This window comes from Buttiauxella sp. AC142 (assembly GCF_979253435.1).
Genome location: NZ_CEEDCH010000001.1, coordinates 3,544,331 through 3,568,234 on the forward strand (window position 1 = coordinate 3,544,331; position 23,904 = coordinate 3,568,234).

General features: G+C 51.0%; 20 protein-coding genes. 7 read left to right on the top strand and 13 right to left on the bottom strand.

The features are described from left to right. The first annotated feature begins 3 nt into the window (after positions 1-3). Positions 4-2,763: a two-component sensor histidine kinase BarA gene (gene barA / locus AC0IWZ_RS16515; RefSeq protein WP_034498001.1), complete on the top strand. Its 2,760-nt coding sequence runs from the start codon at positions 4-6 to the stop codon at positions 2,761-2,763. A 69-nt stretch (positions 2,764-2,832) separates the two neighbouring features. Here the strand turns inward: barA and AC0IWZ_RS16520 are convergent, their stop codons facing one another. From AC0IWZ_RS16520 to syd, 8 genes are all read right to left on the bottom strand, one after another. Next, positions 2,833-3,984, bottom strand: a complete 1,152-nt coding sequence (locus AC0IWZ_RS16520) for a glycerate kinase (protein WP_034498003.1) — start codon at positions 3,982-3,984, stop codon at positions 2,833-2,835. A 71-nt stretch (positions 3,985-4,055) separates the two neighbouring features. Beyond that, positions 4,056-5,390 (bottom strand): glucarate dehydratase, encoded by a 1,335-nt coding sequence (gudD, locus tag AC0IWZ_RS16525; RefSeq protein ID WP_172893383.1) that lies wholly within the window; start codon positions 5,388-5,390, stop codon positions 4,056-4,058. 28 nt (positions 5,391-5,418) lie between these two features. Beyond that, positions 5,419-6,759: an enolase C-terminal domain-like protein gene (locus tag AC0IWZ_RS16530; protein WP_471678901.1), complete on the bottom strand. Its 1,341-nt coding sequence runs from the start codon at positions 6,757-6,759 to the stop codon at positions 5,419-5,421. Next, complete coding sequence (locus AC0IWZ_RS16535) at positions 6,756-8,117, bottom strand: MFS transporter (RefSeq protein WP_471678900.1); 1,362 nt, start codon at positions 8,115-8,117, stop codon at positions 6,756-6,758. Before AC0IWZ_RS16535 ends, AC0IWZ_RS16530 begins: the two co-directional genes overlap by 4 nt. A gap of 343 nt (positions 8,118-8,460) precedes the next feature. Further along, positions 8,461-8,910, bottom strand: a complete 450-nt coding sequence (locus AC0IWZ_RS16540) for a flavodoxin (protein ID WP_115627457.1) — start codon at positions 8,908-8,910, stop codon at positions 8,461-8,463. 27 nt (positions 8,911-8,937) lie between these two features. After that, positions 8,938-9,708, bottom strand: a complete 771-nt coding sequence (gene truC, locus AC0IWZ_RS16545) for a tRNA pseudouridine(65) synthase TruC (RefSeq protein WP_034498013.1) — start codon at positions 9,706-9,708, stop codon at positions 8,938-8,940. Beyond that, positions 9,708-10,037: a YqcC family protein gene (locus tag AC0IWZ_RS16550; RefSeq protein WP_034498147.1), complete on the bottom strand. Its 330-nt coding sequence runs from the start codon at positions 10,035-10,037 to the stop codon at positions 9,708-9,710. Before AC0IWZ_RS16550 ends, truC begins: the two co-directional genes overlap by 1 nt. Positions 10,038-10,692: 655 nt before the next feature. Then, the gene (gene syd / locus AC0IWZ_RS16555) at positions 10,693-11,241 is read right to left on the bottom strand and encodes a SecY-interacting protein (protein WP_471678899.1); all 549 of its coding nucleotides are present in this window, start codon (positions 11,239-11,241) and stop codon (positions 10,693-10,695) included. 68 nt (positions 11,242-11,309) lie between these two features. On the opposite strand from syd, the gene queF reads away from it, so the two are divergent. The 4 genes from queF to AC0IWZ_RS16575 all read left to right on the top strand — a co-directional run bounded on the left by queF (position 11,310) and on the right by AC0IWZ_RS16575 (position 16,847). Beyond that, positions 11,310-12,152: an NADPH-dependent 7-cyano-7-deazaguanine reductase QueF gene (gene queF, locus AC0IWZ_RS16560; protein WP_410373928.1), complete on the top strand. Its 843-nt coding sequence runs from the start codon at positions 11,310-11,312 to the stop codon at positions 12,150-12,152. A gap of 115 nt (positions 12,153-12,267) precedes the next feature. Then, entirely contained in the window at positions 12,268-13,632 is a 1,365-nt protein-coding gene (gene ppnN / locus AC0IWZ_RS16565; RefSeq protein WP_410373927.1) for a nucleotide 5'-monophosphate nucleosidase PpnN, read from the top strand. A gap of 477 nt (positions 13,633-14,109) precedes the next feature. Further along, positions 14,110-15,414: an HAAAP family serine/threonine permease gene (locus AC0IWZ_RS16570; protein ID WP_034498019.1), complete on the top strand. Its 1,305-nt coding sequence runs from the start codon at positions 14,110-14,112 to the stop codon at positions 15,412-15,414. 68 nt (positions 15,415-15,482) lie between these two features. After that, positions 15,483-16,847: an L-serine ammonia-lyase gene (locus tag AC0IWZ_RS16575; protein ID WP_034498020.1), complete on the top strand. Its 1,365-nt coding sequence runs from the start codon at positions 15,483-15,485 to the stop codon at positions 16,845-16,847. A gap of 43 nt (positions 16,848-16,890) precedes the next feature. Here the strand turns inward: AC0IWZ_RS16575 and kduI are convergent, their stop codons facing one another. Next, the gene (gene kduI, locus AC0IWZ_RS16580; RefSeq protein ID WP_471678898.1) at positions 16,891-17,727 is read right to left on the bottom strand and encodes a 5-dehydro-4-deoxy-D-glucuronate isomerase; all 837 of its coding nucleotides are present in this window, start codon (positions 17,725-17,727) and stop codon (positions 16,891-16,893) included. A gap of 414 nt (positions 17,728-18,141) precedes the next feature. Here kduI and kdgT point away from each other — a divergent pair, with 414 nt between their 5' ends. Continuing rightward, entirely contained in the window at positions 18,142-19,137 is a 996-nt protein-coding gene (kdgT, locus tag AC0IWZ_RS16585; RefSeq protein WP_034498024.1) for a 2-keto-3-deoxygluconate transporter, read from the top strand. 52 nt (positions 19,138-19,189) lie between these two features. On the opposite strand, the gene AC0IWZ_RS16590 is transcribed toward kdgT, so the two are convergent. Continuing rightward, positions 19,190-20,374 (bottom strand): aminotransferase-like domain-containing protein, encoded by a 1,185-nt coding sequence (locus AC0IWZ_RS16590; RefSeq protein ID WP_471678897.1) that lies wholly within the window; start codon positions 20,372-20,374, stop codon positions 19,190-19,192. A 175-nt stretch (positions 20,375-20,549) separates the two neighbouring features. On the opposite strand from AC0IWZ_RS16590, the gene xni reads away from it, so the two are divergent. Next, complete coding sequence (gene xni / locus AC0IWZ_RS16595) at positions 20,550-21,305, top strand: flap endonuclease Xni (protein WP_471678896.1); 756 nt, start codon at positions 20,550-20,552, stop codon at positions 21,303-21,305. 38 nt (positions 21,306-21,343) lie between these two features. On the opposite strand, the gene rlmM is transcribed toward xni, so the two are convergent. From rlmM to gcvA, 3 genes are read right to left on the bottom strand one after another with little or no spacing between them, the layout of a single operon-like run. Continuing rightward, positions 21,344-22,444, bottom strand: a complete 1,101-nt coding sequence (gene rlmM, locus AC0IWZ_RS16600; RefSeq protein WP_034498030.1) for a 23S rRNA (cytidine(2498)-2'-O)-methyltransferase RlmM — start codon at positions 22,442-22,444, stop codon at positions 21,344-21,346. Continuing rightward, positions 22,437-22,832: a DUF423 domain-containing protein gene (locus tag AC0IWZ_RS16605; protein WP_034498032.1), complete on the bottom strand. Its 396-nt coding sequence runs from the start codon at positions 22,830-22,832 to the stop codon at positions 22,437-22,439. The genes rlmM and AC0IWZ_RS16605 overlap by 8 nt, the downstream gene beginning before the upstream one ends. 49 nt (positions 22,833-22,881) lie before the next feature. Next, positions 22,882-23,799, bottom strand: a complete 918-nt coding sequence (gcvA, locus tag AC0IWZ_RS16610) for a glycine cleavage system transcriptional regulator GcvA (RefSeq protein ID WP_034498034.1) — start codon at positions 23,797-23,799, stop codon at positions 22,882-22,884. Positions 23,800-23,904 lie beyond the last annotated feature (105 nt).

Sequence of the window (23,904 nt, forward strand, 5' to 3'; positions counted from 1 at the left end):
CCCATGACCAACTACAGCCTGCGCGCACGCATGATGATCCTGATTCTGGCGCCGACATTAATGATCGGTTTATTGCTCAGCATCTTTTTTGTCGTCCATCGTTACAATGACTTGCAGCGTCAGTTAGAAGATTCCGGCGCCAATATAATCGAGCCGCTGGCGGTTGCGAGTGAATACGGTATGAGCTTCCACAGCCGCGAGTCGATTCGCCAGTTGGTCAGCGTTCTGCACCGCCGCCACTCTGATATTGTGCGGGCAATTTCGGTTTTCGATGAAAACAATAAACTGTTTGTCACCTCTAATTATCAGCTCAATGCGTCCGCACTCAAGTTGCCAAACAACGAAAAACCGCCGCACAGCTTGAGTATCACGCGCTATGGCGATTCCATTATCCTGCGCACGCCGATTATTTCAGAGAGCTATTCACCCGATGAATCAGAAGTCACTGACGCCAAGCCAGCAGGAAACACGCTCGGCTATGTCGCGATTGAACTTGATCTGAAATCCGTACGTTTACAGCAATACCGGGAAATTTTTATCTCGACGCTGATGATGTTGTTCTGCGTCGGTATCGCCATGCTGTTTGCTTATCGCCTGATGCGCGATGTCACCGGCCCGATTCGCAATATGGTGAATACCGTTGACCGAATCAGACGCGGGCAGCTCGACAGCCGGGTGGAAGGTTTTATGCTCGGCGAATTAGATATGCTGAAAAATGGTATCAATTCGATGGCGATGTCGCTAACCGCTTATCACGAAGAGATGCAGCACAATATTGACCAGGCGACATCTGACTTGCGCGAAACGCTGGAGCAGATGGAAATCCAGAACGTGGAGCTGGATTTGGCGAAGAAACGCGCCCAGGAAGCGGCACGTATTAAGTCTGAATTCCTCGCGAATATGTCTCACGAACTGCGCACTCCGTTAAATGGCGTGATTGGTTTTACCCGCCTGACGCTAAAAACCGATCTGAACGCCACGCAGCGCGATCACTTGCATACCATTGAACGTTCAGCGAATAACTTACTGACGATTATCAACGACGTGCTCGACTTCTCGAAGCTGGAAGCGGGCAAATTGATCCTCGAAAGTATTCCCTTCCCGCTGCGCAATACGCTCGACGAAGTGGTGACTTTACTGGCGCATTCAGCACATGACAAAGGTCTGGAACTGACGCTCCACATTAAGAATGATGTACCGGATAACGTGATTGGTGACCCGCTGCGTTTGCAGCAGGTGGTGACGAATCTGGTGGGGAATGCGATTAAATTTACCGAAAGCGGCAATATCGACCTTGTGGTCGAAAAACGCTCACAGGGCAACAATAAAGTCCAGGTAGAAATGCGTATTCACGACACCGGCATCGGTATTCCCGAGCAGGAACAGTCGCGTTTATTCCAGGCGTTTCGTCAGGCGGATGCGAGTATTTCACGTCGCCACGGCGGTACTGGCCTTGGGTTAGTGATTACGCAGAAACTGGTGAGCGAAATGGGTGGCGATATTTCATTCCATAGCCAGCCAAATCAAGGCTCTACCTTCTGGTTCTACATCAACCTGGATCTCAATTCCAACGCGGTTCTGGACGGTTACTCCACCGAAAACCTCGCAGGTAAGCGTATTGCGTATATCGAGCAAAATGCCACTGCCGCGCAAAGCACGCTCAATATTCTGGCGAATACGCCGCTTGAGGTGATTTACAGCCCGACGTTTATGACTCTCGCCGAAGCCCACTACGACATTATGCTATTTGGTTTGCCGGTGGCGTTCCGCGATTCGCTTTCCATTGCCAATCCAAAACTGGCTAAAGCCGTCACCATGACCGACTGCCTGATTCTGGCGCTCCCAAGCCATTGCCAGGTCGATGCAGAATCTCTGAAAAAAGAAGGCGTTGCTGGTTGCTTGCTGAAGCCTGTTACCTCGACACGTTTGCTGCCGTTACTGGCCGAGCACACTTTTAATGCGAATCCTGCACTCGTCGATAGCCTTGAGAATAAAAAATTACCGCTGACGGTAATGGCCGTGGATGACAACCCGGCAAACCTCAAGTTGATTGGCGCGTTACTTGAGGATCATGTTCAGAGTGTCGAACTGTGCGGCAGCGGGGCACAAGCGATTGAACGTGCGAAGCAGATGCAGATAGACATTATTTTGATGGATATTCAGATGCCGGAAATGGACGGTATACGTGCCTGTGAATTGATTCGCCAAATGCCACACCACCAGCAAACCCCGGTTATTGCCGTCACCGCACACGCCATGGCAGGGCAAAAAGAGAAATTGTTAAGCGCCGGGATGAACGACTATCTCGCCAAACCTATCGAAGAGAAAAAATTGTATAGCCTGCTGATGCGCTATCAGCCGGGAGCGATTACCGCTCCAGCCTCAGTGGCGAACGTTGAAACTACCGTGCCAACCAGCCCGCAAAACCAGACGCTGGACTGGGCGCTTGCGTTGCAACAGGCGGCGAATAAGCCGGATCTGGCGCGTGACATGCTGCAAATGCTGTTGGCTTTCCTGCCTGAAGTTCGTAACAAAGTTGAGGAGCAATTGGTAGGAGAAAATCCAGAAGGGTTAGTGGATATCATTCATAAGCTTCACGGCAGTTGCAGCTACAGCGGCGTACCAAAGTTGAAAAGCTTGTGCCGCCAGTTGGAGCATGAGTTGCGCTGTGGGGTGAAGCCTGAAGACCTGGAGCCTGAGCTTCTTGAGTTGCTTGATGAAATGAATAACGTTTCGAAAGAAGCCCAGCGGATGCTCAGCTAATTTAATGTCGGATGACGCTTATCCGACCGGGAAGCCTTTCGTAGGGTGGGCAAGCGCAGCGTCCCCACCTTAACTTTTGAAGCGAAATCCACCGCCTATTGCCAGGGTGGCGGCGATATTGCGTGAAGCCATTCGCAAGTTTTCCCCGGCATTTTTCAGCGCATCTTCCAGCGTGCAAATGCTATACAGCACACTAAATACCGCATCCAGACCATGTTCATGCACCACGCCGACATCCGCGGTTAAACTCCCGGCAATCCCAATGACGGGAATATTGTAGCGCCTGGCTATTTTCGCCACGCCAATCGGCACTTTTCCGTGGATTGACTGGCTGTCGATGCGCCCTTCTCCGGTAATCACCAGGTCAGCATCACGCACTATTTCATCGAGTTTTAACGCTTCGGTGACTATCTCAATGCCCTGGCGCAACTGCGCATGACAGAACGCATAAAGTGCAGCGCCCATACCACCCGCAGCACCGCCTCCGGAAAGCTCCAGCACATTTATATGGAGGTCGCGGGCAATGATTTTTGCATAGTGTTCCAGCGCCTGATCAAGCTCGCGGACAATCGCAGGCGTCGCGCCTTTTTGTGGGCCAAATACTGCCGAAGCCCCTTCATTACCGGTGAGCAGATTAGTGACATCACACGCGACTTCAATGCGACAATCCTGCAACCGTTTATCCAGCCCGGAAATGTCGATGGACGCCAGTCGCGCAACTTCCCGTCCGCCCAATCCCAGCGGTTCGCCGTCGCTGTCGAGCAAACGCGCCCCAAGCGCCTGCACCATGCCAATACCGCCGTCGTTGGTCGCACTACCGCCAATCCCAATCAAAATGCTTTTTACACCGCTATCCAACGCACAGCGTATTAGCTCGCCCGTTCCCCACGATGTGGTGTTGAGCGGGTTGCGTAATGCGGTTGGCACTTGCTCCAGGCCACTCGCCGCCGCCATTTCGATAAAGGCTTGCTGCTGGTCGCCTGAAATTCCATAAAACGCCTGAATCGGGTCGCCCAACGGCCCGGTGACATTCACCTCAATGATTTCACCGTTTGTTGCAGCAACCATCGCTTCTACGGTGCCCTCACCTCCATCAGCGACGGGCAATTTCACATAATCGGCATTCGGGAACACCTCCCGAAACCCGGCTTCAATCTGTGTCGCCACCTCGAGAGCACTGAGGCTCTCTTTGTAAGAATCTGGTGCGATGACAATTTTCATATGCCGTCCATTTAATGTCGGATGTCGCAACGCGTATCCGACCTACGCGGTTTCAGAAGGTTTTGTATAGCCTAACGAACCATGCAAGGGCGCTTATTATTAAACGTCCATTCGGGAATCAGGTACTGCATCGCCATGGCGTCATCGCGCGCGCCAAGCCCATGTTGCTGGTAAAGCTCATGCGCTTTCATCACTTGATCCATATCCAGTTCAACGCCCAGGCCCGGTGTTTTCGGGACTTGCACCATGCCGCCTTTAATTTCAAATGGCTGCTTAGTCAGGCGCTGGTTGCCTTCCTGCCAGATCCAGTGAGTGTCGATAGCGGTGACTTTGCCCGGTGCTGCCGCGGCAACATGTGTGAACATCGCCAGAGAAATGTCGAAGTGGTTATTAGAATGCGAACCCCAGGTCAGGCCAAATTCATGGCACATTTGTGCCACGCGCACCGAGCCTTGCATGGTCCAGAAGTGTGGGTCAGCCAGCGGGATATCGACCGATTGCAGAGAAAGCGTGTGGCCCATTTGTCGCCAGTCGGTGGCAATCATATTGGTCGCCGTTGGCAAGCCTGTGGCACGGCGGAATTCCGCCATAATTTCACGACCTGAATAACCTTGTTCCGCGCCACACGGGTCTTCTGCATAGGCCAGAACACCGCGCAGTTGCTTACCGATGCTAATCGCTTCGTCCAGCGACCAGGCACCATTCGGATCTAGCGTCACGCGGGCTTGTGGGAAACGTTTTGCCAGCGCCGTCACCGCTTCGGCCTCTTCGCTCCCGGCTAGTACACCGCCCTTGAGTTTGAAATCGTTAAAGCCGTATTTCTCGTAAGCCGCTTCTGCCAGGCGCACAACCGCATCCGGTGTCATGGCTTCGTCATGGCGAATGCGATACCAGTCGCATTTCTCATCGGGCTGGCTCTGATAAGGCAACGGAGTCTGTTTGCGGTTGCCCACGAAGAACAGATAACCCAACATTTCGACTTCGCTGCGCTGCTGTCCGTCGCCCAGCAACGAAGCGACGTTCACGCCGAGATGCTGGCCGAGCAAATCTAACATGGCCGATTCAATGCCAGTTACAACATGAATGGTGGTGCGCAAATCAAAGGTCTGCAAACCCCGGCCGCCAGAATCGCGATCGGCAAATTCGGCACGCACCAGGTTCAGGATATTTTTGTATTCACCGAGCGTTTTACCAATCACCAGTTGCGATGCATCTTCCAGCGTCTGGCGAATCTTTTCCCCGCCCGGAATTTCTCCCACGCCAGTGTGGCCGGAGTTATCTTTGATAATCACAATATTACGGGTGAAGAAAGGCGAGTGTGCGCCACTCAGATTCATCAACATACTGTCGTGACCCGCAACGGGAATAACCTGCATCGCGGTGACTATCGGGGTAGAAGTTGTCATGTTATTCGTTCCTTGTCGTCAAGATGAATTAATTGCGGCCAAATGCCGGACGTTTGCGATCGAACTTCCAGCCCGGCACCAGATATTGCATGGCCGTTGCATCGTTACGCGAGCCGCCCGGAAGGGATTTATACACCTCGTGGGCTTTTTGCACCTGTTCCCAGTCAAGTTCCACGCCAAGGCCAGGTGCTTCCGGCACCGCGATTTTACCGTTGACTATTTGCAGCGGTGATTGAGTCAGGCGCTGGTCGCCTTCCTGCCAAATCCAGTGCGTGTCGATGGCAGTCGGTTTGCCCGGTGCCGCAGCACCCACATGGGTGAACATCGCCAGCGAAATATCGAAATGGTTATTGGAATGACAGCCCCACGTTAGCCCCCATTCGTCGCACATCTGCGCCACGCGAACCGCACCGCTGAGCGTCCAGAAATGCGGGTCTGCAAGCGGTATATCCACTGCATTAAGCATGATGGCATGGGTCATTTCGCGCCAGTTGGTGGCAATCATATTGGTCGCCACCGGTAAGCCCGTCGCGCGACGGAATTCCGCCATCACTTCCCGGCCGGAATAGCCTTGTTCTGCGCCGCAGGGGTCTTCGGCATACGTCAGCACATCGCCCATGCCTTTGCACAAAGCGATAGCTTCATCGAGCAGCCATGCGCCGTTCGGATCTACGGTTATTCGTGCGTCCGGGAAGCGTTTTTTCAGCTGGCGTGCGGCTTCAAGTTCCTGCTCGCCAGGTAACACGCCGCCTTTAAGTTTGAAGTCTTTGAAGCCATAACGGTCTTGCGCGGCTTCAGCGAGACGCACAATAGACTCGCTGTTCAGCGCCTGCTGGTGGCGTAATTCATACCAGTCGTGACGGGCATTTTTGCCATCCAGATACGGCAAATCGGTTTTGTTACGATCGCCTATGTAAAACAAATAGCCTAAAACGGTGACTTCATCGCGCTGTTTGCCCGGCCCTAACAATTCGCAAACCGGAACGTTCAGCGCTTTGCCGAGCAAATCAAGCAATGCCGCCTCGAGAGCCGCCACCGCATTCACGCGCAGTTCGAAAGTCCACGCACCTTTGCCGAAGGTATCAAAGTCCGCCGACTGATTACCTTTATGAACGTTCTGCACCACGCGATTCATGCGCGCAATTTCCTGACCGACGACATGTGGGATCGCGTCGACCAGCGTCTGATAAATCACTTCACCACCGGGCGCTTCGCCCACACCGGTATGCCCGGCGTTATCGGTCAGAACAACAATGTTGCGCGTGAAAAAGGCACCGTGCGCGCCGCCAATGTTGAGCAACATGCTGTCATGGCCCGCCACCGGAATGACTTTCATATCCGTAATCAGCGGGCTTGCCTGAGTATTCATGATGATTGCCCCGCAGTGACAGGTTTGAGTTCGACACGTTTGATATCGCCAACAATCACCAGGTAACTCAGCACCGCGACAATCGCGTGAACGCCAACGTAAATCAGTGCGCCGTTAAACGACCCGGATGTGCCGACGATGTAGCCGATAGCGATTGGCGTCACGATGCCAGAGACGTTGCCGAACATGTTAAACAGGCCGCCGCTCAAACCGCTGATTTCTTTCGGCGCGGTATCAGCCATCACCGCCCAGCCAAGCGCACCGATACCTTTGCCGAAGAATGCCATCGCCATAAAGCCGACAACCATCATTTCGGACTCAACGTAGTTACAGAACACCATGCTGACTGAGAGCAACATCCCGAGCACGATTGGCGTTTTACGGGCGATGTTTAACGAGCCGGTGCGGCGCATCAGGTAATCAGAAATCACGCCACCCAACACTCCGCCGACAAATCCGCATACCGCCGGAACCGACGCGACGAAACCGGCTTTCAGAATCGACATGCCTTTTTCCTGCACCAGGTAAACCGGGAACCAGGTAATAAAGAAGTAGGTTAAAGCATTGATACAGTACTGCCCGATATAGATCCCAACCATCATGCGTGATCCGATCAACTGTTTGATCTGGCCCCACTTCTGCGCCATTGGGATATGTTCTTTTGGCTTCTTCTGATCCATGTTGATCAGCGCACCGCCCGCTTCAATGTACTCCAGTTCTTTTTGGTTTACGCCAGGATGGTTGTTCGGCTCATGAATCACTTTGAGCCACACGAAGCTAATAATGATACCCAGCCCGCCCATAAAGAAGAACACATGCGACCAGCCCACTTCGTGCGTCAACCAACCCATGATTGGCGCGAAGATAACGGTGGCGAAATACTGTGCGGAGTTAAAAATCGAGACCGCCGTGCCGCGTTCCTGTGCCGGGAACCACGCTGCGACGATTCGGCTGTTGCCGGGGAAGGAAGGTGCTTCGGCCAGACCCACCAGGAAGCGCAGAGTAAACAGCGCGATGATGATGCCAAAACCATTAAAGATATCGACGAAACCTTGCAGCAAGGTAAACATCGACCAGATAAAGATGGACCAGAAATAGACGCGTTTTGAGCCGAATTTATCAAGCAACCACCCGCCGGGGATTTGCCCTATAACGTATGCCCAGGAAAACGCGGAAAACACATACCCCATGCCGATAGGGTCGAGGCCGATATCTTTTGCCATTTCCGAACCGGCAATAGATAACGTGGCGCGGTCACCATAGTTAAACGAGGTGACGATGAAAAGCATGACGACTATCCAATAGCGAGCGTTGGTTCTTTTCTCGGCCACGCTCGCCGTCTGGCTAATTGAATTCATGTTGCACTCCTGAATTATAGCTTTTGGCTATGATCCACTCTGCACTTGTAGGGTATCAGAATGAGGTATCGGCCCATCCACAGTATTTTTTGTGGTGCTGAATCTGCGGTTTTTTGATGCCGAAGGAAAGTATATTCAGGGAGTGAGCGTGCCTCATCGTGCAAAGACACAAGTTTGCCGGACGTTTCATGAGCAGTTTATGGCGTCTGTCCAACGTGCTGGGGGATGGTTCACGATTTTTGAAACAACCAGATAAAAGGAAGGGTCTATGCTTAGGCTGCAAGGCGAGGTAAAAATATTCGGCGGCAGGGAAGTGTGACTTCACCTGCCAGGATTCATTTTGTTACTTTAACAACGTCACCCATTGCTCAACCCATGGGTTAGAAACCGCTTCAGGTTCCGGATGATCGTTGGCATCAATGGCTAAAACATTACCGATGCGTTTCGCACCCTGCTCTTGCAGTAAGGCGTCAAATTGCTTTCCGCCCCCGCAAAAATGTTCGTAGTTGCTGTCACCTAATGCAATCAAACCGTAACGCAATTCAGGCTGGTATCCGATTTTGTCTTTTATCGCCTGAAACAGAGGAACGATGCTGTCTGGCAAATCGCCCTGGCCGGTTGTTGAAGTCACAATTAACACGTACTGGTCGCTAAATTTCTGCCAGTCAGCAAGCTCAGGATCTTCAAAAACGGTAGCTTTATGACCATTCTTTTTTAAAATCGCTTCGGCTTCTTCTGCTACCAGCAGCGAGTTTCCATACATTGTTCCTACAAAAATCCCTACTTCAGCCATCAGTTAACTCCTTGCGTTACGGCGGTATTATTCATCCTGGCCGTTGCTTGCCACAAACTCAACCTTTTCGATGTCACTCAGTAAGCCGCTCCAGCCAAACTGTGACATCATCTGCATCCAGGTGTCATCAAGGTTGGCGCGAAGGCACAGCGGTTCGCCTGTCACCGGGTGGTTTAACGAAAGCTGGCTTGCGTGCAGCATTAACCGCTGGCAGCCAAAATGTTCGGCCGCAGCGCGGTTCTGGCGCAGGTCGCCGTGTTTTGAATCGCCAATCATGGGGTGGCGTAAGTGCGACATATGGCGACGTAACTGGTGCTTACGCCCAGTTTTAGGCTCCAGCTCAACCAGGCTGTAGCGTGCGGTTGGATAACGACCAACCGGAACCGGCATTTCTACGGTCGCCAACCCACGATAATGCGTTACCGCTGGCTGCGCTTCTTTATCCTGAGTCGCTTTTTTATCGGCGATTTTATCCAGCTCTTCCACCAGCGGGTAATCCAGCACCGCTTCATCTTCAAGCCAGCCGCGAGTCACCGCGTGGTAGCGCTTTTGAATTTGGTGATTTTCAAACTGCTGGGATAACAAATGCGCGACTTCGCTGGAAAGGGCCATCAGCAATACGCCTGACGTGGGCCTGTCGAGGCGGTGCACGGTAAACACATGTTTGCCAATTTGGTCACGCACGGTTTGCATCACAAAGACCGTTTCATGACGGTCCAACCAGCTTCGGTGAACTAACCAACCCGAGGGTTTGTTGACCGCAACCAGCCATTCATCCTGATAAATAATTTCCAGCATCAGGATTTGTCACTCACAAACAGCGCATCAAGTTCTTGCAGGGCTTTTAACAGAGGTGTACGTCCGACATGTGCCGCATCCAACGCCATTTCGTAATAGGGCGCGAGGGCAAAATCAGCAGGCAGAGGGTGTTGAGCATCAAGAAGCGCGTGCATTCGGGGAATCAGAACCCATTGCAACCATTCGTGAGGCTGCATTGTATCCAGGCAAAATGGTTGCGTGCTTTCAAAGGCTTCAGCGTTTGGTGCACAACCCTGCCAAAGTTGGTGGTCACGCAAAACCTGTTCAATGATGTGTAGATGCTGGCGTACCAGCGCGTGGCGTTCCATGGAAACCTCGAGCATCAGTCAAAAGAAGCCGGCAAGCATATCACTTCTTAGGCTGAGCGAAAAAATGCATAAAAAAAGGGAGCACTGTATAAACAGTGCTCCCGGTTCGTTTCGCAGCTAATCCGGCTACTTTTGGTGCTCCCTGCTCGTCCGTGACAACTATGTCCTGCGGTCTCCTGACCTACAATCCGTCGTACTCGCGTCCTGCTACCATGATCCTGAGGTGTTCCGGCATCGTCCTGATGCATAATCCTTTGGTCTTCCAGACCCACCGAATGTTCCTGATTCGGCTCTCATTCTCCGTCCTGGAGGTGTCCCTTACTCTTCCTGAGTGATCCTTGCTTCATCCAGAAGCCTTCCTTGCAACACCATCCTGGTGTGTTCCACTTCTTCAATGAAGTGACATCATCCTAATGTCTCCTTCACTTCCCGACGTCCTGTCGACGGACATAGAATCCTCTATTTCGTTCACTCTGACAACCCACTCACAACCAAAGCTTACGATAACTTTCATTCAAAAGCAGACGTAAAACCAATCAAGTTATTGATATAAAAGAGTTAATAAATTTATCGACATGAAAGCTCTGCATGAAAAGTTAGAGATCTCTTACAACTCGTGTAAGAGATCTCTCACAAGACTGATAGCGATTAACGCTTAAATGACCTGCGGTTGTAAGCCTTGCAGGAACAAATTAAGTGACGGGGCGAGGGTTGTACGCTGTTTGGTGCCAATTTTTTCCAGAACGACTTCACCGGTAAGATTACACAAAGACACCACTTCCATTTCATCAGGTGTGGTAGCCAGAAACAGCGTCGGCGATAGCTTCAGGCGTTTTTGAGTGACCAGATGACCAATCAAGTTTTCTTGTACACGTTGGAAATCGTCTTCGCTCCACGCCTGCAACAGCGTTAACGCCTGGTTGCCAGACATCGCAGGCATGTCACCGGCAAATTGGGTGGTGTAAAACTGATGCGCGCCAGGCTGCAAGGCAATATCCATCGCCCGCTCAACCGCGCTGAGATCGTTTGCGGGAGCAAATGGCTGCGGCTGCCAGCGCACATCGTTACCGGTTGTCGTCACGATACACGGCGATGGCACACCATATAATTCTTCACTTGCAGGCCAGCCATCAGCTTGTTCACGCCAGGCCTGACAAAAGCGCTCAGTGAAATCTTCCAGCGCCTGACGTACTTCGTTATCCACCAATTTCTCACTCCCTCAAGGCTGCGGTACAATAGGAACCAATTGTACCTGCATTCTATCGGTGACACATGTCTTATGAAAACCACCAGGCACTGAGTGGCCTGACACTGGGTAAGCCAACCGCTTACCAGGATCAATACCAACCGTCTTTACTCCAGGCCGTCCCTCGCAGCCTGAACCGCGACCCATTAGGCTTACATGCAGATAACCTGCCATTCAGCGGCGGCGATATCTGGACGTTGTACGAACTGTCGTGGCTGAACAGTAACGGTTTGCCCCAGGTCGCCGTAGGGCATGTGCAGCTTGATGCGAACAGCGTGAATCTGGTTGAGTCCAAAAGCTTCAAACTCTATTTGAACAGCTTTAATCAGACCCAATTTGCAGATTGGGAAACGGTTCAGGAGGCGCTAAAGCGTGATTTAAGTGCCTGCGCACAAGGTGATGTCAGCGTGGTGTTGTTCCGTCTGCATGAGCTCGAAGGGCAGGAAATCGCGGCATTCACCGGCGAGTGTATAGATGAACAAAATATCACTATTGATAACTACGAATTTAATGCCGATTACCTCAGTGGTGCGGCGGGCGACGAAATCGTAGATGAAACCCTGGTGAGCCATCTGCTGAAATCTAACTGCCTGATAACCCACCAGCCCGATTGGGGTTCCGTTCAGATTCGTTATCGTGGCCCGCGCATCGACCGGGAAAAATTGCTGCGTTATCTGGTGTCATTCCGCCAGCACAACGAATTCCACGAGCAGTGTGTGGAGCGAATCTTTAATGATATTCAGCAATTCTGCTGCCCGGAAAGCCTCAGCGTCTATGCACGCTATACTCGTCGCGGCGGTCTGGACATTAACCCGTGGCGTACTAATACCGATTTCCATCCGGCATTTGGCCGCCTGGTTCGTCAATAAGTGCGAAACGCCTCGCAGCCTGCGGAAGGATTATTGTTTTCAGGTTGTTAAATTGAACATGCCAGGGCTATTGTAATCATTGGGAGCGGCACTTTACGCTTCGTAAGGAGTTAACTTGATTACACATATTAGCCCGTTAGGCTCAATGGATATGTTGTCGCAGCTGGAAGTCGATATGCTTAAACGCACGGCCAGCAGCGACCTCTATCAACTGTTTCGCAACTGTTCACTTGCCGTACTTAACTCAGGAAGCCAGACCGATAGCAGTAAAGAGTTGTTATCGCGTTACAAAAACTTCGATATCAACGTGCTGCGCCGCGAACGTGGCGTCAAACTTGAACTGATTAATCCACCTGATGATGCGTTTGTTGATGGTCGCATCATCCGGGCTTTGCAAGCCAACCTGTTTGCCGTGCTACGCGATATTTTGTTCGTGAACGGCCAGATTTCCACCGCCGGGCGCTTCCAGAATCTCGATTTGGCAGACCCAGAAAATATCACCAATATGGTGTTTTCTATTTTACGTAACGCTCGTGCATTGCATGTTGGCGAAGCGCCAAACCTGGTGGTTTGCTGGGGCGGGCACTCGATCAACGAAAACGAATACCTCTACGCACGTCGTGTCGGTACTCAACTCGGTCTGCGCGAACTCAATATTTGTACCGGCTGTGGCCCTGGAGCCATGGAAGCACCAATGAAAGGTGCCGCGGTGGGCCATGCCCAGCAACGTTATAAAGAAAGCCGCTTTATTGGTATGACGGAACCGTCAATCATTGCCGCGGAACCACCTAACCCGTTGGTAAATGAACTGATAATCATGCCGGATATCGAAAAGCGCCTCGAAGCGTTTGTGCGAATCGCGCATGGCATCATCATTTTCCCTGGTGGCGTGGGTACAGCAGAAGAACTGCTTTATCTGCTCGGCATTTTGATGAACCCGCATAACCACGACCAGGTATTGCCGCTGATTTTGACCGGGCCGAAAGAGAGCGCTGACTACTTCCGCGTGCTGGACGAGTTTATCGTCAACACGGTGGGTGAGCAGGCGCGTCGTCATTACCAAATCATTATCGACGACCCGGCTGAAGTCGCACGTCAGATGAAAAAGGCCATGCCAAAAGTGAAAGAGAATCGCCGCGAAACGGGCGATGCTTATAGCTTCAACTGGTCGATTCGTATTGCGCCTGATCTACAAATGCCGTTTGAGCCAACCCACGAAAATATGGCCAATCTCAAGCTCTATCCGGATCAACCCGCAGAGCAACTGGCGGCTTCTTTGCGCCGGGCGTTTTCCGGTATTGTTGCGGGTAACGTAAAAGAGGGCGGGATACGCGCCATTGAACAATTTGGCCCGTACAAAATTCACGGCGACGCACAAATGATGCGACGCATGGATGACCTGCTTCAGGGCTTTGTCGCCCAGCACCGCATGAAATTACCAGGCAGTGCTTACATTCCTTGCTACGAGATTTGCACCTGAATCCTCAGGGCGGAGCGACTCCGCCCTTTTTTATTTCCATATTTTTTTCTCATTTTTCCCGCTAATTTCGCCCCCTTTCATGTTACCCGTATCAGCATAAACATCTTCACGTAAACTAATACCTCAGTTCAATTCCATGCTAAAAACCCTGCGTATACAGACAATTACCCTGAGAGCACAGACTGAAACAACGGTTTATTATCTACAATACCCGTAATTTTAGGGTGTAAATATCAAACAAAATATCAGATGCAGAGTGAAAATCTGCCAAAAACCACACAAGCAGTGGATTCTTACATTTGAGATCTTGATCACTGATGAATTGACAACATGAATGTATCTTTCCGCCCGCTGATTATCACTGGCCAAAATTACTATAAAACCGCCCGCTACCAGCATTAAATTTCAACAGTCAATGGCAAGGCAACGCGATTGACTCAGTTTTCGAATCAATATGTTCCTTTGGAGAAGTAGTAGATGGAAACCACACAAACCGGCAGTATTGCCTCGGTTGAAAGCAAAAGTTCATGGCGCAAGTCCGATACCATGTGGATGCTGGGCTTGTACGGCACCGCAATTGGGGCTGGCGTTTTATTCCTGCCGATTAACGCCGGTGTTGGCGGCCTGATTCCGCTGTTCATCATGGCAATTCTTGCGTTCCCAATGACTTTCTTCGCTCACCGTGGTCTGACTCGCTTTGTGCTGTCAGGTAAAAACCCTGGTGAAGACATTACTGAAGTTGTAGAAGAGCACTTCGGTGTGGGCGCAGGTAAAGTCATTACCCTGCTCTACTTCTTTGCTATCTACCCAATTTTGCTGGTGTACAGCGTCGCTATAACTAACACCGTTGATAGCTTTATTACGCATCAGTTGGGTATGGTTTCTCCGCCACGTGCGCTTTTGTCTCTGATCCTGATTGTGGGTCTGATGACCATCGTTCGTTTCGGTGAGCAGATGATCGTTAAAGCGATGAGCATCCTGGTGTTCCCGTTTGTTGCGGCTTTGATGGCTCTGGCGTTATATCTGATCCCTGAGTGGAGCAGCGCGGCGTTTGATACCCTTTCATTTAGTGCAGCGGCATCTCCTGCAACCGGCAGCGGCTTGTGGATGACGCTGTGGCTGGCAATCCCAGTAATGGTGTTCTCCTTTAACCACTCGCCTATCATCTCTGCGTTTGCGGTTGCAAAACGTAACGAGTACGGCGACGAAGCTGAGAAGAAATGTTCCCGCATCCTGTCTTTTGCGCACATCATGATGGTAATTACCGTGATGTTCTTCGTATTCAGCTGCGTACTGAGCCTTTCCCCGGAAAACCTGGCCGAAGCAAAAGCACAGAACATCTCTATTCTGTCTTACCTGGCTAACCACTTTAACGCGCCAGTCATTGCCTGGATGGCACCGATTATCGCGATTGTTGCTATTACCAAATCCTTCCTCGGCCATTACCTGGGCGCACGTGAAGGCTTCAACGGGATGGTTATCAAATCCCTGCGCGGTAAAGGCAAAACTATTGAAATCAGCAAACTGAACCGCATCACCGCTATCTTCATGCTGGTGACAACATGGATTGTTGCCACCCTGAACCCAAGCATTCTGGGGATGATTGAAACCCTGGGCGGCCCAATCATCGCGATGATTCTGTTCCTGATGCCGATGTACGCGATTCAGAAAGTCCCGGCAATGCGCAAATACAGCGGCCATATCAGCAATGTATTTGTGGTAATTATGGGTCTGGTCGCTATTTCCGCCATCTCTTACTCTCTATACTCGCTGTTCATCTAAAAGTTATAAACCGCCTGCCTCCTGCAGGCGGTTTTTTCTCTTAAAGTTACTCAGGCAACGGACGCAACATGATTAGCGTATTCGATATTTTCAAAATCGGTATTGGCCCATCCAGTTCCCATACCGTCGGCCCGATGAAAGCCGGTAAGCAATTCGCAGACGATTTGATCGCGCAAGGGATTTTGCGCAACGTCACGCGAGTCGTCGTTGATGTATACGGTTCACTCTCTCTCACCGGTAAAGGTCACCATACCGATATCGCCATTATTATGGGTCTGGCGGGTAATATGCCGGACACCGTTGATATCGACGCCATCCCACATTTTATTCAGGACGTGAATACTCACGGTCGCCTGTTGCTGGCAAACGGCCAGCATGAAGTGGAATTCCCGGTCGATAGCTGCATGAACTTCCACGAAGATAATCTTTCCCTGCACGAAAATGGCATGCGTATTACAGCGCTGGCAGGAAGCGAAGTTGTTTATAGCCAAACGTATTACTCCATCGGCGGTGGTTTTATCGTTGATGAAGCCCATTTTGGCGTGGAAGAGTCCCAGCAGGTTGTCGTGCCATATCCTTATAAAAGTGCCGCTGATTTGCAGCGTCATTGCAAAGAAAGTGGGCTTTCGCTGTCTGGCTTGATGATGCTCAATGAGCGAGCAATGCGTTCGCAGGCTGAAATTGACGCACACTTTGCTGACGTGTGGAATGTCATGCGCAGCGGTATTGAACGTGGCATCACCACCGAAGGCGTGCTGCCGGGTAAAATGCGTGTCCCCCGTCGTGCTGCGGCATTACGCAGAATGTTGGTCAGCAGTGATAAGAACAACTCTGACCCAATGGCCGTTGTCGATTGGATTAACATGTTCGCGCTGGCGGTAAACGAAGAAAATGCGGCGGGTGGTCGCGTTGTCACCGCCCCAACTAACGGCGCATGCGGTATTGTTCCGGCGGTACTGGCTTATTACGACAAATTCATTCGTGAAGTTAATACAAACTCCTGCGCGCGTTACTTCCTCGCGGCGGGCGCAATTGGTTCTCTGTACAAGATGAACGCGTCAATTTCAGGCGCTGAAGTGGGTTGCCAGGGCGAAGTCGGTGTTGCCTGTTCCATGGCAGCTGCAGGTCTTGCGGAATTACTGGGCGGCAGCCCAAGCCAGGTTTGCATCGCGGCTGAGATTGGGATGGAGCATAACCTCGGTCTGACGTGCGACCCGGTTGCCGGACAAGTTCAGGTTCCGTGCATTGAGCGTAATGCGATTGCAGCGGTAAAAGCGGTGAATGCGGCACGTATGGCCTTGCGCCGTACCAGCGAACCACGCGTTTGCCTCGATAAGGTTATCGACACCATGTACGAAACTGGCAAAGACATGAACGCCAAATACCGCGAAACATCACGCGGTGGCCTGGCGATGAAAGTGTCCTGCGATTAAAAACAAAAAACCCGCTGCGAAGCGGGTTTTTTATAACGGCTTCTTATCTTAGATCGCCAACCTTCACATGATCCATATCGTCAAACACCTGATTCTCACCCACCATTCCCCAGATAAACGTATACGCGCGCGTACCCACACCTGAGTGAATTGACCAGCTCGGGGAAATCACCGCTTGCTCGTTCTGCATCACAATGTGACGGGTTTCTTGCGGCTGGCCCATCATGTGGAATACGCAGCTGTCCTGCTCCAGACCGAAGTAGAAATAAACTTCCATCCGACGTTCGTGTGTATGGCAAGGCATGGTGTTCCACAGATTACCAGGCTCCAGTTCAGTCAGACCCATACTCAACTGGCACGTTTCCAGCACATCTGGAACGAAGTACTTGTTGATAGTACGGCGGTTGCTGGTAACGCTATCGCCCAGTGTGACTGGAGAAACGTCCGCAGGTGTCACGCGCTTGGTTGGGTAAGTGGTGTGTGCCGGAGCACAGTTGTAGTAGAAGCGTGCCGGGTTTGCAGGGTCGATGCTGGCGAACACCACTTCTTTAGCGCCCTTACCGACGTACAAACCGTCGCGAGCGCCGATTTCATAGCAAGTACCGTCAACCGTAATTGTGCCCTGGCCGCCGATATTGATTACACCCAACTCGCGGCGCTCGAGGAAATAGCTCACCCCCAACTGCTTACCAACTTCACCGCCAACACTCACCGTGCGCGTAACAGGCATGACGCCACCAACAATGATGCGGTCGATGTGGCTGTAGGTCATAGTGTACTCGTCAGCAGTAAAGATGGTTTCGATCAGAAACTCTTTACGTAAACCGGCAGTATCCAGGGTTTTTGCGTGATCGCTATGAATGCTTTGACGAATATCCATTACTTTTCCTTTCAAGGCTGAAAATACCAGGCGGAAACACAATCACGCCCGTTACTATTAATAATAATTTAGCAATTAAAATAGAGTTACTCACAAGTCATCTACATTTAACCGCACCACATAGACAGTTTATCACCTGATTATATAAATAATGTGATCCAAATTGAAATATCGTTTCAATTTGATTGAATTGCAATTCCAACAGAGCGATAGTTTATCTCACGAAGCGTTACCGGGGCACATTAGCCGTGGTGACTAGCTCAATGAGGTTAATCAAACTGCCATTAAGAGCAACGAGCATCTCTGACCCAACATCTTAAATAATCAGGGAAAACTAACTGTTTTCGCTGCTAACTGTTACGTCATTTTTTCATTAACACGCTGTAGAAAATGAAAAAATCATAAGGAATTACCATGAAGATCAAAGCTACTATTGAACGCATTCCTGGTGGGATGATGCTGATTCCATTGATTCTTGGAGCTATTTTAAATACTTTCGCTCCAGACACTGGTGCCTATTTTGGTTCGTTTACTAAAGGAATGATTAGCGGCACCGTTCCTATTCTGGCGGTTTGGTTCTTCTGTATTGGTGCCTCAATTGATCTGCGTGCAACAGGTACCGTTTTGCGCAAGTCCGGCACCCTGGTGCTGACCAAAATTGCTGTGGCCTGGGTCGTGGCTATGATTGCCGCGTCCTTTATTCCTGAAGGTGGGATTCAGACAGGCATGTTCGCTGGTTTATCCGTTCTGGCCCTCGTCTCTGCGATGGACATGACCAACGGCGGCCTGTACGCGAGCCTGATGAACCAGTACGGCACTAAAGAAGAATCAGGTGCATTCGTGCTGATGTCTCTGGAATCTGGCCCACTGATGACCATGGTGATCCTGGGTTCTGCGGGTCTGGCATCCTTTGAACCACACCACTTTATCGGTGCCGTGCTGCCCTTCCTGATTGGTTTTGCATTAGGTAACCTGGACCACGACTTCCGCACCTTCTTTAGCAAAGCAACGCCAGTCCTGATTCCGTTCTTCGGCTTCGCTCTGGGTAACACCATCAACCTGGGCGTGATTATGGACACCGGCTTGCTGGGTATCATGCTGGGTGTAGCGGTTATCGTTGTTACGGGTATTCCGTTGATTCTGGCTGATAAATACATCGGCGGTGGTAACGGTACCGCGGGTATTGCAGCCTCTTCGGCAGCAGGCGCTGCGGTGGCTAACCCGGTTATCATTGCGCAAATCAACCCGGCATTTGAGCCAGTCGCCGCTTCAGCAACCGCGCTGGTTGCAGCGAGCGTGATTGTGACCGCAATTCTGGTACCAATCATTACCGCACTGTATTCAAGACGTATGGGCGGGAAAGTTGCTCAAAAGAATGAAAATGATGATGTGGTGGAGCTTTCACATTAATCGTTAAACAGTTAATACAAAAATGGAGCCTTGCGGCTCCATTTTTTTCGTCTTATAGCGCCGCTTTTAAGCGTTGTACCGCCTCATAGAGCTGCTCTTCGGTGGCCGTTGCATAAGAGAAACGCAGCGTTTTCTTGTCGGCATTATCACTAAAGAAGAACTCACCCGGAACATACACCACGCCTTTTTCCAGCGTCTGTTGCAACCAACGGGTGGTATCAAATTCGTAGCGGAAAGAGGCCCACAAGAACATCCCACCCTGCGGTTGGTTAAAGGTGATGTGCTCGTTTAATTCCTGATGCAAATACTTCGACAAGCTCAGGCATTTCTTCTTATACGCTTCGCGAATCAGTTCAATCTGCGGGTCAAGCCTGTCGAGTGTGAGATAGGCAGACACCAGTGATTGCGTAAAAGAGTTGGCGTGCAAATCGGTGGCTTGCTTAATGATGGCGACTTTTTGCTTCATCCATTCCGGCAGAACAATCCAGCCTACGCGCAAACCCGGTGCCAGAATTTTAGAAAACGTCGAGGTATAAACTACGTTTTCCTGGCTGCCACGCTCAGTGGCCACTTGCAGAAGCGTTTTCTCGCGAGTGTCAGTGAAGCTAATCGCGCCGTACGGATCATCTTCAACAATGACGAAGTGATGTTCTTCAGCCAGTTTGACCAGTTGCTCACGGCGGCTGGCGCTCAATGTTGTGCCGCTTGGGTTGCCAAAAGTCGGAACGATATAGACGCCTTTAATACGCGTTGTTTTCAGCAACTCTTCCAGTTCGTCGACAATCATCCCGTGCTCATCGCTACCCACGGATTTCACATCGGCTTCGTTCAGGCTCAGAATTTGCAGCGTCGCCAGATAAGTTGGGCGCTCAACCACAAACACATCACCAGGGTTCACCAACGCACGCATCAGCAAATCCAGCGCCTGTTGAGAGCCAGAGGTGATCAGCAACTGTTCTGAAGTGGTGGCAATCCCCCGTTGCTGGCACAGCTCAACCAATTGCTGACGCAGTTCAACATTGCCTTCGGTCAGGCCATACTGGAACGCGTCATTAAAATTCTCGGCGACCACTTTTTGCGTCGCAATTCCCAGCCCTTCTTTATCAAACAATTCGCTGGAAGGAATGCCGCCAGCAAGGGAAATCACGCCAGGCATTTTGCTGTGCTTCAATAATTCTCTGATGGCTGACGGTTGTAAAGCCTGGATGCGATGTGCGAGGTGTGAACTATTACTCATGTTGTTGTCTCTGATTTTTCTATTCGTTTAAAATATATATAGCAACCTAAGTACTTAGCAATGCTTTTCAGAACAATAATATTGCGAGCCGCTTTCCTGAATTTAATTCCCGCGTTCGCGGTCGTCTCGCAGAAATGTTACTGTGCATCAAGAGAATGTTGAATGCGAAATACCCATGATGATTCATTTACTTATCGTTGATGCCCTGAACTTAATACGCCGTATTCATGCGGTTCAAGGCTCGCCCTGCGTTGATACTTGCCTGCACGCTCTTGATGCCCTGATTACCCATAGTCAGCCCACGCACGCCGTCGCCGTGTTTGACGACGATGACCGCCGTGAAGGCTGGCGGCATCAGGTGTTGCCTGACTATAAAGCGGGGCGCACACCAATGCCAGATACCTTGCATCAGGAAATGCCAGTATTACGAGATGCGTTCGCTAAGAGAGGCGTCGCCTGCTGGCATTCTGCGGGGAACGAGGCTGATGATCTTGCCGCCACACTTGCGGTAAAAATTGCGGCCAGCGGGCACCGTGCGACTATTGTTTCCACCGACAAAGGTTTCTGCCAGTTGCTCGCACCGAACATTCAAATCCGCGACTACTTTCAGAAACGCTGGCTGGATGCGCCATTTATTGCGCAAGAATACGGTGTGCTGCCTACACAATTGGGTGACTTCTGGGGGCTTGCGGGAATCAGCAGCAGTAAAATTTCTGGTGTTCCGGGTATCGGGCCGAAGAGCGCCACACAATTGATCAATCAGTTTTCAACGCTCGAAGCGCTGTACGAACGATTAGAAGAAGTACCTGAGAAATGGCGTAAGAAGTTAGAACAACATCGTGAAAGTGCGTTTATCAGCCGCCAGGTGGCGCAGTTGCAGACGGATTTACAGCTTGATGGGAATTTACAGCAATTGCGATTGCCGGGCTGAACACCCTCTCCCTGAGGGAGAGGGTTGAATGAAGGTGATTATCGCTCGTCGCGACGACCGCCCACAGCGGCCCACATACGGCGCACGTGCACTGTCACTTCTTCACGGTCGTGGTACAACTGGCGCGCCTGAATTTCCGCGCTGATTCCATGCTCTGCCAGTTTTTCATGAATCAATGCCAGGTTTTGCGACACTTCTTCATAACGCTTCTTCATTGGCAACTTGAGGTTGAAAATAGTTTCGCGGCACCAGCCGTTCACGAGCCACGTCGCCATCAGACTCGCCACTTTTGCCGGTTTCTCAACCATGTCGCAGACCATCCAGGAGATGTTGTTGCGGGTTGGCTTATATTTAAAACCATCTTCCTGCAACCAGGTCACTTGCCCGGTGTCCATCAGGCTCTGTGCCATTGGGCCGTTATCAACGGAGCAAACCCACATATTGCGTTGCGTTAATTGGTAAGTCCAACCGCCAGGGCAGGCTCCCAGATCAACGGCATGCATCCCGTTCGCCAGACGCTCATCCCACTCATCCGCCGGAATGAAAGTATGGAATGCTTCTTCCAGTTTCAGGGTTGAACGGCTTGGCGCTTCAGCAGGCAATTTCAGTCGCTGGATGCCCATATAGAAAGGCGAGTTATTCGTGGTGTAGGAATAACCGGTGTAGCAGCAGCCGGGTGCGATAAAGAACACATGCACCACCGGGCGTTTTGGCGTTTCGTAATTGGTGAGGATCCCTGCCTCGCGCAGGCTGGCACGCAGCGGTACCGTCAGCTTACGGCAAAACTTCATCAGCTCTTTGCTTTCATTCGTGTCAGCAACTTCAACGCGCAGATCGCCGCCCTTCTCAACCACGCCCGTCAACATTCCGGTAATTGGCGTAATACGATCTTCCGGTGGAAGATCTTTTAGCAGCTCACCCGCAACGATCATCTGGCGAGCAAAGATCAGATCACGAAACGGCAATTCACGCGCCAGTTTGTCAGCGTCATCTTGCTGATAGCATTCGTAAATTACGTAACCGCTGTTTTCTTTCACCCGCGCAAAACCAAACACGCCGCGCTGGCCCGCTTTATCGGTAATCTCTGCCGCGCACTCTTTCTCAAAACCTTGTCGGCAGTACAAAATAACTTTATTCATGGCTTACGCCCCTACGTTTCAGGCGCATTGCACCAATCAACATCAAGATCCAACCGGCGAGAAAACTAAACCCGCCGACCGGAGTAACAAACGCCCACAGGCGTAAGTGTGACAGCGCCAGACAATAAAGACTGCCGCTGAATAAAACAGTACCGAGCGCCATAAAAACGCTGCTCCAATAAAACCAAATGCTGACCCGGCGTTGCATGGCAACGGCCAGACCAAATATGGCTAACGTGTGAAACGCTTGATATTCGAGGCCGGTTTGAATCCAGCCCATTTCCACAACACCAAGCGTTTTGCTCAATACATGCGCCCCAAAGGCCCCGAGAGCAACAAAGATAAAACCGCTAATTGCGGTAAAAATCAGCATGAAACGGCTGGTCATGGTGTAACCCTAAAGTGAAGGCGCAGCACAATGCCTGCGCGAAGGTTGCTTATTGATCGTAACGAAAACGGAATTTTTCTTGTTCGCTCGCTGTTTTCGCCAGAATCCACTGCCTGAAGGCCGCTATTTTACCCAGTTCTGCCTGACTGTCATGACAAACAAGATAAAAGGCATTTTTACTCACCAGCACGTCGTTAAATGGGCAAACTAAACGTCCCGCTTCAATTTCCGATTGCGCCATCACATTGTTTGCCAGCGCAATGCCTTGCCCGTGAATCGCAGCCTGGAGCACCATCGCGCTGTGGCTAAAGATTGGACCTTGCTGCACATTAATATGGCTCACCCCCAGCTGGCGCGTGTAGGTTTGCCAGTCACGACGAGACGCATCATGCAATAAAGTATGATGCGCTAAATCTTCAGGTGTTTTAATCGGTTTCTCGCCGGTCAAGAGCATTGGTGAGCAGACCGGTAGCAAGTATTCTGCGTATAATTTTTCCACACGCAAGCCAGGCCAGTTACCTCGCCCGTAAAAAATTGCGACGTCGACATCATCCGAAAGTTTATCTTCCTGACGGTCAACCGCCTGAATTCGGACATCAATTCCCGGATAAGCTGTATTAAAGCTAGTAAGACGAGGGACGAGCCAATGAATGGCAAAACTAGGCAACAGGCTGACCGTTAAGGCGCCCTTTGCACTACGCGCCTGTAGCTTACGCGTGGCTTCGGTGAGCTGCGAAAAAATCTCTTTGATGTCCAGATAGTAACTCTGCCCCTCTTCCGTCAACAGCAAAGAGCGGTTGCGGCGGCGGAACAATTTAAGGCCGAGGAAATCTTCCAGGGACTTAATCTGGTGGCTGACGGCGGCCTGAGTCACGAACAGTTCATCGGCCGCTTTAGTAAAACTCAGGTGACGAGCAGCGGCGTCAAATACACGTAAGGCATTTAAAGGGGGCAAACGCTTGGACATAGTTGATTGGCTTAAATGTTAAAGTCTATTAACAAACAGGTGAACTTAGTTAACCTATTAGTTTTTTTTATCTGAGCCATTATAAATTGTCCGTTGAGGATGCAC

Bases quoted from the DNA above. Each gene is read 5' to 3' on its own strand.
- queF (WP_410373928.1), top strand. From the start codon at position 11,310: ATGTCTTATGAAAACCACCAGGCACTGAGTGGCCTGACACTGGGTAAG.
- AC0IWZ_RS16550 (WP_034498147.1), bottom strand. From the start codon at position 10,037: ATGGAACGCCACGCGCTGGTACGCCAGCATCTACACATCATTGAACAG.
- AC0IWZ_RS16590 (WP_471678897.1), bottom strand. From the start codon at position 20,374: ATGAGTAATAGTTCACACCTCGCACATCGCATCCAGGCTTTACAACCG.
- AC0IWZ_RS16605 (WP_034498032.1), bottom strand. From the start codon at position 22,832: ATGACCAGCCGTTTCATGCTGATTTTTACCGCAATTAGCGGTTTTATC.
- AC0IWZ_RS16520 (WP_034498003.1), bottom strand. From the start codon at position 3,984: ATGAAAATTGTCATCGCACCAGATTCTTACAAAGAGAGCCTCAGTGCT.
- kduI (WP_471678898.1), bottom strand. From the start codon at position 17,727: ATGGATATTCGTCAAAGCATTCATAGCGATCACGCAAAAACCCTGGAT.
- AC0IWZ_RS16535 (WP_471678900.1), bottom strand. From the start codon at position 8,117: ATGAATTCAATTAGCCAGACGGCGAGCGTGGCCGAGAAAAGAACCAAC.
- gcvA (WP_034498034.1), bottom strand. From the start codon at position 23,799: ATGTCCAAGCGTTTGCCCCCTTTAAATGCCTTACGTGTATTTGACGCC.
- xni (WP_471678896.1), top strand. From the start codon at position 20,550: ATGATGATTCATTTACTTATCGTTGATGCCCTGAACTTAATACGCCGT.
- AC0IWZ_RS16540 (WP_115627457.1), bottom strand. From the start codon at position 8,910: ATGGCTGAAGTAGGGATTTTTGTAGGAACAATGTATGGAAACTCGCTG.
- gudD (WP_172893383.1), bottom strand. From the start codon at position 5,390: ATGACAACTTCTACCCCGATAGTCACCGCGATGCAGGTTATTCCCGTT.
- barA (WP_034498001.1), top strand. From the start codon at position 4: ATGACCAACTACAGCCTGCGCGCACGCATGATGATCCTGATTCTGGCG.
- rlmM (WP_034498030.1), bottom strand. From the start codon at position 22,444: ATGAATAAAGTTATTTTGTACTGCCGACAAGGTTTTGAGAAAGAGTGC.
- AC0IWZ_RS16575 (WP_034498020.1), top strand. From the start codon at position 15,483: ATGATTAGCGTATTCGATATTTTCAAAATCGGTATTGGCCCATCCAGT.
- kdgT (WP_034498024.1), top strand. From the start codon at position 18,142: ATGAAGATCAAAGCTACTATTGAACGCATTCCTGGTGGGATGATGCTG.
- truC (WP_034498013.1), bottom strand. From the start codon at position 9,708: ATGCTGGAAATTATTTATCAGGATGAATGGCTGGTTGCGGTCAACAAA.
- AC0IWZ_RS16570 (WP_034498019.1), top strand. From the start codon at position 14,110: ATGGAAACCACACAAACCGGCAGTATTGCCTCGGTTGAAAGCAAAAGT.
- AC0IWZ_RS16530 (WP_471678901.1), bottom strand. From the start codon at position 6,759: ATGAATACTCAGGCAAGCCCGCTGATTACGGATATGAAAGTCATTCCG.